11 protein-coding genes are annotated in these 10,674 nt (G+C 69.1%); 10 read left to right on the top strand and 1 reads right to left on the bottom strand.

What is annotated here, in order from left to right:
• Positions 1–154: 154 nt before the first annotated feature.
• Positions 155–580, bottom strand: a complete 426-nt coding sequence (locus tag Q2100_RS26185) for a DUF5318 domain-containing protein (RefSeq protein WP_264013468.1) — start codon at positions 578–580, stop codon at positions 155–157.
• A 102-nt stretch (positions 581–682) separates the two neighbouring features.
• Between Q2100_RS26185 and Q2100_RS26180 the strand changes: the two genes are divergently transcribed.
• From Q2100_RS26180 to Q2100_RS26135, 10 genes are all read left to right on the top strand, one after another.
• Positions 683–1,555 carry a DUF1707 SHOCT-like domain-containing protein gene (locus Q2100_RS26180; RefSeq protein WP_302916416.1) on the top strand — a complete coding sequence of 291 codons (873 nt, stop codon included), beginning with the start codon at positions 683–685 and terminating at the stop codon, positions 1,553–1,555.
• Positions 1,556–1,691: 136 nt separating this feature from the next.
• Entirely contained in the window at positions 1,692–2,237 is a 546-nt protein-coding gene (locus Q2100_RS26175; RefSeq protein WP_264013465.1) for a PadR family transcriptional regulator, read from the top strand.
• A gap of 55 nt (positions 2,238–2,292) precedes the next feature.
• The gene (locus tag Q2100_RS26170) at positions 2,293–3,399 is read left to right on the top strand and encodes an inositol-3-phosphate synthase (RefSeq protein ID WP_302916415.1); all 1,107 of its coding nucleotides are present in this window, start codon (positions 2,293–2,295) and stop codon (positions 3,397–3,399) included.
• A 72-nt stretch (positions 3,400–3,471) separates the two neighbouring features.
• Positions 3,472–4,377 (top strand): Rv0045c family esterase, encoded by a 906-nt coding sequence (locus Q2100_RS26165; protein ID WP_302916414.1) that lies wholly within the window; start codon positions 3,472–3,474, stop codon positions 4,375–4,377.
• Between the two features lie 87 nt (positions 4,378–4,464).
• A complete protein-coding gene (locus Q2100_RS26160; protein WP_264013462.1) occupies positions 4,465–4,767 on the top strand; it encodes a hypothetical protein in 303 nt (100 codons plus the stop codon).
• Between the two features lie 118 nt (positions 4,768–4,885).
• The gene (locus tag Q2100_RS26155; protein WP_302916413.1) at positions 4,886–6,955 is read left to right on the top strand and encodes a PhoX family protein; all 2,070 of its coding nucleotides are present in this window, start codon (positions 4,886–4,888) and stop codon (positions 6,953–6,955) included.
• 24 nt (positions 6,956–6,979) lie between these two features.
• Complete coding sequence (locus tag Q2100_RS26150; RefSeq protein WP_302916412.1) at positions 6,980–8,056, top strand: hypothetical protein; 1,077 nt, start codon at positions 6,980–6,982, stop codon at positions 8,054–8,056.
• A 42-nt stretch (positions 8,057–8,098) separates the two neighbouring features.
• Positions 8,099–8,902 (top strand): LLM class F420-dependent oxidoreductase, encoded by an 804-nt coding sequence (locus tag Q2100_RS26145; protein ID WP_302916411.1) that lies wholly within the window; start codon positions 8,099–8,101, stop codon positions 8,900–8,902.
• Positions 8,903–8,960: 58 nt separating this feature from the next.
• The gene (locus Q2100_RS26140) at positions 8,961–9,626 is read left to right on the top strand and encodes a GntR family transcriptional regulator (protein WP_302916410.1); all 666 of its coding nucleotides are present in this window, start codon (positions 8,961–8,963) and stop codon (positions 9,624–9,626) included.
• A gap of 45 nt (positions 9,627–9,671) precedes the next feature.
• Positions 9,672–10,674: ABC transporter substrate-binding protein (locus Q2100_RS26135; RefSeq protein ID WP_302916409.1), on the top strand; the 1,003-nt coding region annotated here is incomplete at its 3' end.

Here is a 10,674-nt window from a genome sequence, read left to right as displayed (position 1 = left end):
GGGCGGACCGGGCCGGCGGGCCGGGCCCTGGCCGGGCCGCTGGGAACGCCCCCACGGCGGCGGACCACTCGGAGAACCAGGTGTGGGCGCACCGCCGCGCTCAGCCGCCTGCCCCTTGCGGGCATCGCTGGCTGACCGGTCGTGGCGCCCTTCGCTATTCACTGGCCGTGCGCGCACGACTGCGCGCCGTTCGGGTGCCGCGCGACTTCTTGGGGGGTGGAATCGCGCCTAGCACATATGACTTCACAAGGTGATTCCACTCGCAGGTCCGGCATACCTCCACCACGTGTACGGAGAATTCGTCGAATCGGGTCGCCAGCAGCACGAGCTCCTCGGCGGTACGCGCCGACCCCGACACCGCGCCGAGGTGATCGCCGAACACCCACGACACCAGGGTCAGCTGCTCCTTGCGACAGATCGGGCACATCACCGAGCTCTGCTTGCCATGGAACTTCGCGGCCCGCAGCAGATAAGGATTGGCGTCGCAGACCTCCGAGACACCGGTGCGTCCCGAGTACACCTCGGCCAGCAGAGACCGCCGCCGAAGGGCGTAGTCCACCACCTGTCGCTGCAGTCGCACGGAGACCAGAGTACGTCGGGGCCACGACCACCGAAGGCCGACTGCATCGGCACGTCCGGGTTGACCCGTCTGGACTGCGCCGATGGCCCTACGATCATCGTCGTGGCGACAGCGGGATCGGGGCGGCGGACGTCTGGCACCCGAGCGAGGGACACCGACCGGAACGACACGTGCAAGGTGCTCGACACCGCGCTGGCCGAAGGTCAGCTGTCGATGACCGAGCACGGCGAACGGGTGAAGGCCGCCACCAATGCCGCCACGCTCGGCGACCTGCAGGCGTTGATGAGCGATCTGCAGACCGCCGCACCGGCGCAGATGCGCGATCTCAAGGAGCCCCGCAAGCTGCCCCAGCCCGGCACCGGCGCCGGCTGGGGCCTGCGCCTGGCGACCGCGGCGGTGCTGGTGCTCTTCGGCATCGCCGTCGGCTGGGGGCTGTACGGCAACACCAGTTCGCCGCTGAGCTTCGAGACCGATCCGGGCGCGAAGGCCGACGGCATCCCCGCGCGTGTGCTCACCCCGCCGCGGCAGCTGCTGTCCCTCGGCGGCATCAACGGGTTGTTCGAGCAGATGCGCAAGAAGTTCGGCAGCACCGAGGGCTTCGAACTCGACATCCGGCCCGACCAGGCCTATCTGCGGATCCCCGACCCCCGCGACGCCCGCCGCACGTTGATGTACACCTACGCCGGCGGTTGGAGTGACGATCCGTCGGAGTCCAACACCGACTCCGACGCCCGCCCGATCGACCTGGCGAGGTTCAACGTCGAGGCGGTGCTCGGGGCGATGCGCGGCGGTCCGCAGACGGTCGGGCTTCCGGCCAACGATCCGGCCCAACTGCGGCTGGACATCAGTCCCTCCGACGATCCGCTGACGCCCGGCGACGTCAGGCTCATGGTCTACGTGGACGGCGAGTTCAAGGACGGGCACTTCACCCTCACCCCCGACGGCGAACTCAAGGACGTCTATCGGGCTTCCTGACCGCCACCGCGGGTGAACCGCGGGTGAACGAATGTGCGCGCTGATGTAGCGTCATATATATCGGCGCGATACAGTTGGCCGAGGTGTTGAAGCGTCGTAACGGCGCGAGCAAATTTCTGCCGAAGGGGGTGAATCGATGCTGGAGCTCGCCATTCTGGGTCTTCTGCTCGAGTCGCCCATGCACGGCTACGAGTTGCGCAAACGCCTGACCGGTTTACTCGGCGCTTTCCGGGCGTTCTCCTACGGTTCGCTCTACCCGGCGCTGCGGCGCATGCAGGCCGACGGCCTCATCGCCGAGGACGCCGCGCCCGAGGGCACGCTCACGCGCCGCCGCGCGCGGCGGGTCTACCGGCTCACCGACACCGGCAAGGCGCGGTTCACCGAACTCGTCGCCGACACCGGTCCCCAGAACTACTCCGACGACGGATTCGGAGTGCACCTGGCCTTCTTCAACCGCACCCCGGCCGAGGCCCGGATGCGGATCCTCGAGGGGCGCCGTCGTCAGGTGGAGGAACGCCGGGAAGGCCTGCGTGAAGCAGTTGCACGGGCCAGCAGCTCATTCGATCGCTATACCCGCCAGCTGCATCAGCTCGGGCTGGAGTCCAGCGAACGAGAAGTGAAGTGGCTCAACGAGCTGATCGCGGCAGAACGTCAGGGCCAGGGGCGCGCTGACAACGCGTGAGAAAACCAATACAGCTGAGCAGTACCGAATCAGTATCGAGAGGGAGAACGTCCACATGACCGAGCACGTCGGAGCCGGCCAGCCGGCGACATCGAATTCAGAAGTCAGGGTCGCCATCGTCGGTGTGGGCAATTGCGCGTCCTCATTGGTGCAGGGCGTGCAGTACTACCACGATGCCGATGAGACGGCGACCGTGCCCGGTCTGATGCACGTCAAACTCGGCCAGTACCACGTGCGCGACGTCAAGTTCGTCGCCGCATTCGACGTCGACGCCAAGAAGGTCGGGTTCGACCTGTCCGAGGCGATCTTCGCGTCGGAGAACAACACGATCAAGATCGCCGACGTGCCGCCGACCAATGTGACGGTGCAGCGCGGCCCGACGCTCGACGGGATCGGCAAGTACTACGCCGAGACCATCGAGGTGTCCGACACCGAGGCCGTCGACGTCGTCAAGGCGCTCAAAGACGCCCGCGTCGACGTGCTGGTGTCGTACCTGCCGGTGGGCTCCGAAGAGGCCGACAAGTTCTACGCCCAGTGCGCGATCGACGCCGGTGTGGCGTTCGTCAACGCGCTGCCGGTGTTCATCGCCAGCGACCCGGTGTGGGCGAAGAAGTTCGAGGACGCCGGTGTGCCGATCGTCGGCGACGACATCAAGAGCCAGGTTGGCGCCACCATCACCCACCGCGTGATGGCCAAGCTGTTCGAGGACCGCGGCGTGCAGCTCGACCGCACGATGCAGCTCAACGTCGGCGGCAACATGGACTTCCTCAACATGCTCGAGCGTTCGCGGCTGGAGTCCAAGAAGATCTCCAAGACGCAGGCCGTCACCTCCAACCTGCAGCGCGAGTTCAACACCAAGGACGTCCACATCGGACCGTCCGACCACGTCGGCTGGCTCGACGACCGCAAGTGGGCCTACGTGCGCCTCGAGGGCCGCGCCTTCGGTGACGTGCCGCTGAACCTGGAGTACAAGCTCGAGGTGTGGGACTCGCCGAACTCCGCAGGCGTCATCATCGACGCGGTGCGCGCCGCCAAGATCGCCAAGGATCGCGGCATCGGCGGCCCCGTCGTCGCCGCCTCGGCGTACCTGATGAAGAGCCCGCCGCAGCAGCTGCCGGACGACATCGCCCGCACGCAGCTCGAGAGCTTCATCGAGGGCTGACTCTTTCCCGTTGACTCTGCGCTCAGGGCGTGCGTCTCTCGCACTTGTTCGCCCTGGGCGCAGAGTCATTTCATGGGTAAGGTCCGCGGCGTGATCACCGACGATCAACTGCCGACCCTCGACGAATTCGCGCTGCTGCCCGAGAACGCCGAGCAGGCGGGCGTCTCCGAGATTCCTCCGGCGCAGCGCGTCCACCGCGGCGGGATCAGCGCACTGAAGTTCGGCGACGCATCGCCGCGCGTGGTGTTCCTGCACGGCGGCGGGCAGAACGCGCACACCTGGGACACCGTGATCCTGGGCCTCGGGCAACCCGCCCTGGCAATCGACCTGCCCGGCCACGGCCGGTCCGCGTGGCGCGAGGACGGCGACTACGGCCCGCGGGAGAACGCCGTCGCGATCACCCCGGTGCTGCGTGAGCTCGCGGCGTCGGCCGACCTGATCGTCGGGATGTCGCTGGGCGGCCTCACCGCCATCCGGCTGGCCGCCGCCGAACCCGACCTCGTGCCCCGGCTGGTGCTGGTCGACGTCACGCCGTCGGCGCCCGAGCGGCACACCGAGATGACCGATGCGCAGAAGGGCACCGTCGCGCTGGTTCAGGGTGACCGCACCTTCCCGAGCTTCCAGGCGATGCTCGACGTCACCGTCGCCGCGGCCCCGCATCGCGACCCGAAATCGTTGCGGCGCGGCGTGTTCCACAACACCAAGCAGCTCGACGACGGCACCTGGACGTGGCGGTACGACTCCTTCCGCACCGGCGACGGCTTCGAGGGGCTGTGGGACGACGTGCCAGCCCTGACCATGCCCACCACGCTGGTGCGCGGCGCGAACTCGCACTTCGTCAACGACGAGGACGCCGAGGCGTTCAGCCGCAACGCACCCGGCTTCCTGCGCACCGTCGTCGTCGCCGATTCCGGGCACTCGGTGCAGGGCGACCAGCCGCTCCGACTGATCGAGATCCTGCGCGAAGAGCTCGCGTAGTCCACTACTCACGCCGTGCGGGCGCCGCCGTGTGATCGTCGGGAGACGATCGACGGGAGCAAACATGACCGCCAGTGGATACGCACAGTGACCACCATGGAGGGCCGCTGGCGCCACTCCTTCGAAGAGGACCACGAAGGCATCCGGGTGTACCGCCCCGACGACTACGACTTCCCGCCGTCCCGCCGCCGCGGCGGCGTCGAGTTCGGCGCCGACGGCACCTTCCTCGACTGGGGTCCGTCGACGCCCGACGTCAACGGCAGGCCCGGCTCGTGGACGGTCGACGAGGCGATGCGACAGCTCGAGCTGACCATCGGCGACTGGCACCGCATCATCGAGGTGGTCTGCCTACGGGCCGACCGGCTCGAGCTCCGCATCCGAACGCCGTGAAGGCCACACGTCGCCTGCTGTTCACCCAATGCTTCCCGGACGTCGACCCGCCTGCCGTAGGTTTCGGCTGGTCCCGACCGCCCAGCCCGCGGCCGGTGAGTGGAAGGAAACTGCCCCCATGGCGCTTGTGCCACTGAACCTGTTCGTCTCCCACGACGGCCGGTCCTCGCGACAACACATCACCTGCCGCTACAAGTGCGGTGACGCCTGCTCCAAGCCCGCGCCGAACACCAGCGACAACGAGTACTTCGGCGACATCGTCAAGGCGGTCTCCCGCCGCTCGATGATCCGGGCCACCGGCGTGACCGTGCTGGCCGTCGGCGCGGGATCCGTGCTCGCGGCCTGCGGCACCGAGGATGCGCCCCAGGGCTCGCCCACCACGTCGGCCCCACCCGAGACGCCGCCGGGAATGAAGTTCAGCGCCGTCGCCCCCAACAGCGAGGACGCCGTCGTCGTGCCCGAGGGGTACCAGCAGGGCGTCGTGATCAGCTGGGGCGACCCGGTGCTGCCCGGTGCGCCGAAGTTCGACGTCACCAAGCAGACCGCCGCCGCGCAGCGCGGACAGTTCGGCTTCAACAACGACTTCGCCGCGCTGCTCCCGGTCGACGGCACGCCCGGCCACTTCCTGCTGGTCACCAACTTCGAGTACGTCACGCCGCAGTTCATGTTCCCCGGCTACAAAGCCGACGCCCCGACGCGAGAGCAGTTCGACATCGAGATCGCCGCGATCGGCATGGGCGTCGTCGAGGTCGAGCGGGCGCCCGGCGGCGGCCTGCGCCCCGTGATGGGCCGCTACAACCGCCGCATCACCGCCGACACCCCGTTCACGCTGACCGGCCCCGCCGCCGGCACCGACTTCGTCAAGACGGCGGCCGACCCGACCGGCCGGACCGTGCTCGGCACCTTCGCCAACTGTGCCGGCGGCGTCACCCCGTGGGGCACCGTGCTGTCCGGCGAGGAGAACTTCCACTCCTACTTCGGGGCGGCCGAAGGTGCGCCGAAGCCCAGCCCGGTGGACGCCGACCGCCAGGACCGCTACGGCGTCGCGCTCGAACCGTCCGAACTCCTGTGGGAGACCTTCGATCCCCGCTTCGACGTGTCGAAGTCCCCGAACGAGGTCAACCGCTTCGGCTACGTCGTCGAACTCAATCCGTGGGACCCGGCGTCGACACCGGTGAAGCACTCCGCGATGGGCCGGCTCAAGCACGAGGGCGCCAACATCTACGTCACCGGCGACGGTTCCGTGGTCGCCTACACCGGCGACGACGAACGCTTCGACTACATGTACAAGTTCGTGTCGAGCCGCAAGATCCAGCCCGGCCGCGAGCCGGCCGCCATGGCCAACAACATGGCCATCCTCGACGAGGGCACGCTGTACGTCGCCAAGCTGACCAGTGACATCCCGGCCGGCGAGATCGACGGGTCGGGCAAGCTGCCCGCCAAGGGTTCGTTCAGCGGCACCGGCACCTGGCTGCCGCTGCTGCGCTCGGGCCCGAACGGGCAGGCCGAGTCGCTGGTGCCCGGGATCACCGCGCAGGAGGCGGCGGTGTTCACCCGGATGGCCGCCGACAAGGCAGGCGCCACCAAGATGGACCGCCCGGAGGACTTCGAGGCCGACCCGAAGACCGGGAAGGTCTACGTCGCGCTGACCAACAACGACGAGCGCGGCGCTCCGGGTGAGGCGCCGGTCGATGCGGCCAACCCCCGCAACGACAACAAGAGCGGGCAGGTCCTCGAGATCACCGACAACCACACCGGCACCGACTTCACCTGGGACCTGCTGCTGGTGTGCGGTGACCCCGCCGCGGCCGACACCTACTTCGCCGGGTTCGACAAGACGAAGGTCAGCCCGATCTCGTGCCCGGACAACCTGGCGTTCGACAGCCACGGCAACCTGTGGATCTCCACCGACGGCAATGCGCTCGACTCCAACGACGGCCTGTTCGCCGTCGCTTTGGACGGGCCCAACCGCGGGGAGACCAAGCAATTCCTCACCGTGCCGCTCGGTGCGGAGACCTGCGGCCCGGTGATCACCGACGACCTCGTCACCGTCAGCGTGCAGCATCCCGGCGAGTTCGACGACAACAGCATCGACAACCCGAAGTCCCGCTGGCCGGAGGGCGGCAACGGCACGGCGCGGCCGTCGGTGGTCGCGGTGTGGAAGGCCGACGGCCAGATCGGCGTGTGAGCGGCGGGCCGCTAACATCGGCGGATGTCGCCGGCCGAGCTCGTCAGCATCGACCTCGCCCATGAGGGCAATGAGGCCTCGGACCTCGTGCACGTCGACAACGACGCGCTGCTGGACGCACACGGCTGGGACCTCGGCTTCTGGACCGTACTCGACGAAGGTGCGGCCGAGGACTGCATCGCCGTGCTCGGGCACGCCCGCGGCGCGGCGCCGGACAGCGGCTGGGACATCCACCCGCTGCCTGCCGTCGCCGGCCGGGAGAAGGGACGCACCGAGGACGCCGAAGCGGTCGCGCGGCACGCCGGTTGGGTCTACGTGGTGGGGTCGCACTACGGGTCCAAGGGCGGACCGCTACAGGCCAAGCGCGCCTTCATCGCCCGCTTCGACGAACAGTCGATCGACCGCACAGTGCCCGAAGCCGAGCTGCCCCTTGACATCCGACGCAACAAGTTCGGGCTGCACCGGCTGATCAACGACGCGCTCGACGCGTCCCACGTCGTCGCGATCACCCCGGGCGACACCGTGCGCACCCGCTTCATCGCCAGCACCATCGAACGCGGCACCCAGCGTGACAAGAGCTGGGTCGACCGGTTGACCGAGCGCGACGTGCCGGTCAACATCGAGGGCGCCGCCTTCCGCCCGAACGGCAATCTCCTGCTGGCACTGCGCTTCCCGTCGACCGCGGAAGGAGAGCCGATCCTCGTCGAGCTGTCCGGCGTGCCCGCCATGTTCGACGGTGAGGCCGACGCGCCGACCGTCGTCCGGGTATGGGAACTGGCGGGGGTGTCCCCGCCGGGCGCGCTCGTCGGCTTCCGTGCCCTGTCCCGGTCGGGCGAGGACGTCTACGACGCGATCGTCGGCTCGATCGACGCGACAGGCAAGGGCTCGGTGCTGCTCGAAGATCACCCCGAGGGCGCCGACGCGCACTGTGCGCACTGGCGCTTCACCCTGCCCGGCGACGACCAGCACGCAGGCCCCGTGCACGCCGAGCTGGTTCGCGACTTCCCCGACCTCCGCAACGTCGAAGGCCTCGCCGTCGAAGGCGGACAGACCTACTACGTCACCGACGAAGACCATCGAATCCAGCTGCGATTCGGCTGAACGTCGCGGCGCCCGCTGTCCGGCAGCGGTTACCGTGGCGAGGTGACCTCAGCCTCAACCCGCCCCGTGCGCATCGGCGTTCAGCTCCAGCCCCAGCACTCCCCCGAATACCGCCACATCCGCGACGCCGTCCGGCGCTGCGAGGACATCGGCGTCGACGTCGCCTTCAACTGGGACCACTTCTTCCCCCTCTACGGCGACCCCGAGGGCGCGCACTACGAATGCTGGACCATGCTCGCGGCGTGGGCCGAGCAGACCTCGCGCATCGAGATCGGCGCGCTGGTGAGCTGCAACTCCTACCGCAACCCGGAACTGCTGGCCGACATGGCGCGCACCGTCGACCACATCTCCGAAGGCCGGCTGATCCTCGGCATCGGTTCGGGCTGGAAGCAGAAGGACTACGACGAGTACGGCTACGACTTCGGCACCGCGGGCAGCCGTTTGAACGACCTCGCGGCGGCGCTGCCGCGCATCAAGTCCCGGCTGGCCAAGCTCAACCCCGCGCCCACCCGCGACATCCCGATCCTGATCGGCGGGCAGGGCGAGAAGAAGACGCTGCGCATGGTCGCCGAGTACGCCGACATCTGGCACGGCTTCACCGACCGCAGCACCTACCCCGGCAAGGCCGAGGTGCTCGACCGGCACTGCGCCGACGTCGGCCGCGAACCGTCGGCCGTCGAACGCTCCTCCGGAGTGCCCGAACGCGGACACGACGCGATGCTCGCCGAGGCCGACGCGCTCGTCGGGCTGGGCGTCACCCTGCTCACCATCGGCGTCAACGGCCCCGACTACGACCTGTCGGCCGCCGAGGCGCTGTGCCGGTGGCGCGACGAGCGGGCGGGCTGACCCCGCCCGCCTGACCCCGTGAGACACTGAGCGCCAGCCGACTGGGGGGTCAGCGCGAATGCCGAAGAAGTACGGGGTCAAGGAGAAGGACCAAGTCGTCGCGCACGTCATCAACCTGGTGATGACGGGCAAGCTGCGCGGCGGTGACCGCATCGACCGCAACGAGATCGCCAAGGACCTCGGCCTGAGCCGGGTGCCGATCCAGGAGGCGATGGTGCAACTCGAGCACGACGGCATCGTGTCGACGCGGTACCACCGCGGCGCGTTCGTCGAGCCGTTCGACGAGGCCGCGCTACGTGAACACCACGAGCTGTACGGGATCCTGAACGGCCTCGCCGCTGCGCGTGCCGCGACGGACCCCACGCCGCGGCTGCTCGCCCGGCTCGACAGCGCGCTGCACGCGCTGCGTTCGGCGAAGGATCCGAGGTCGTTCCAGGAAGCCTGCTGGCACTACCGCGACACCGTCAACGACGAGTACGCAGGCCCGCGGCTGCAGGCCGCGATCCGCGCCGCGCAGAGCTTCGCGCCGTCGGAATTCTGGACCACCTACCCGAAGAGCAAGCAGGAGTTCCTGCCCGGCTACGAGGACGAGACCCGGGCGATCCGCGACGGCGACCCCGACGCGGCGCGGGCGGTGTGGGCGCACCGGGCTGAACTGATGGCCACGATCATGATCGCCGAACTGACCCGGCGCGGCGTCCTGGGCGACTTGCGATCGCATTGAGGCCTACCGGCGCACCCTGAGGCGGGCGGCCGATAGGTTGCCTTCATGAGCGCCCGACGACTTCCCGCGGTGGCGGCGACCGTCCTGATGGTCTGGGCGATGGTCGCCGGCCTCGGGTTCGCCGCACCGGCCGCCGCGCAGACCGACCAGTGCGCGCCGCCGGGGGTGCAGAGCGCCAGCGCGCTGCCCACCAACCTCGCTGCGGCGGATCAGGGTCCCGGCGCCGACCGGTACACCACACCGAACGTGACACCGCTGGACCGCGTCGACAAAGGCGCGCTGAACCTGAGCCGCCCCGGCGTGCTGACCGTCGGCACGCTGTCCGACGCGCCGCCGAGCATCTGCATCGACTCGGCCGGACAGTTCACCGGATTCGACAACGAACTGCTGCGCGCGATCGCCGACAAGCTGGGGCTGCGGGTCGAGTTCGTGGGCACCGAGTTCTCCGGACTGCTCGCCCAGACCGCGGCGCGGCGCTTCGACGTCGGCTCGTCGTCGATCACCACCACCGACGCCCGGCGGCAGACCGTCGGGTTCACCAACGGCTACGACTTCGGCTACTTCTCGCTGGTGGTGCCGAGCGGATCGGCGATCACCGGCTTCTCGGATTTGCGGGCGGGTCAGCGGATCGGCGTCGTGCAAGGCACCGTGCAGGAGGAGTACGTCGTCAAGACGCTCGGACTGGACCCGGTGAAGTACCCGGACTACAACACCGTCTACGCCAGCCTCAAGACCCGGCAGATCGACGCGTGGGTGGCGCCCTCGCAGCAGGCGTCCGGCACCGTCCAGGCCGGCGACCCCGCGCAGATCATCGAGAACACCTTCAGCCTGGACAATTTCGTCGCCTGGGCGGTGGCCAAGGAGAACCAGCCGCTGATCGACGCGCTCAACTCCGGGCTCGACGCGATCATCGCCGACGGCACATGGGCCCGGTTGTACTCCGACTGGGTGCCACGCGCGCTGCCGCCCGGCTGGAAGCCCGGCTCCAAGGCCGCGCCCGCGCCGCAGCTGCCCGACTTCGCCGCCATCGCCGCCCAGCAGGAGCGGC

Source organism: Mycolicibacterium arseniciresistens, from assembly GCF_030519285.1.
Taxonomy (GTDB): Bacteria; Actinomycetota; Actinomycetes; order Mycobacteriales; family Mycobacteriaceae; genus Mycobacterium; species Mycobacterium arseniciresistens.
This window is presented reverse-complemented; position numbering and strand designations above follow the sequence as displayed.